Raw genomic sequence first — 310 nt, 5'->3', positions numbered from 1 at the left:
ATAGTAAACATTCTATCATCTTGTATCGTTGGTTATCTATGCAATACAACCAATACGAGCATTATAGTTATAAGGGTGGACGGAGAGAAGAACAAGTAGAAGCCTACCGCAATCCTTCAATTTCAATCCGAGAATTACGAGAAATGACGGATATAGTCAATGAATATAAACTTTTTGCAGATTTAGAAAAATGGATATTAAAAAAACCTTTGGAAGAAATCAATGATCATACTTCTTTTACCGTGACGTATGACAAAGTCAAAAAGGGGCGCTCGATTGATTCTATCGTCTTTCATATTACGAAAAAACG

At 34.2% G+C, this 310-nt stretch carries 1 protein-coding gene; it reads left to right on the top strand.

The features are described 5' to 3' along the window. Positions 1-38 precede the first annotated feature (38 nt). The coding region (locus tag JKP73_RS22485) for a replication initiation protein (protein ID WP_234447180.1) at positions 39-310 on the top strand (272 nt) is incomplete at its 3' end.

Origin of the sequence: Virgibacillus salexigens, assembly GCF_014905415.1 — a bacterium.
Classification (GTDB): Bacteria; Bacillota; Bacilli; order Bacillales; family Amphibacillaceae; genus Virgibacillus; species Virgibacillus salexigens.
This window is presented reverse-complemented; position numbering and strand designations above follow the sequence as displayed.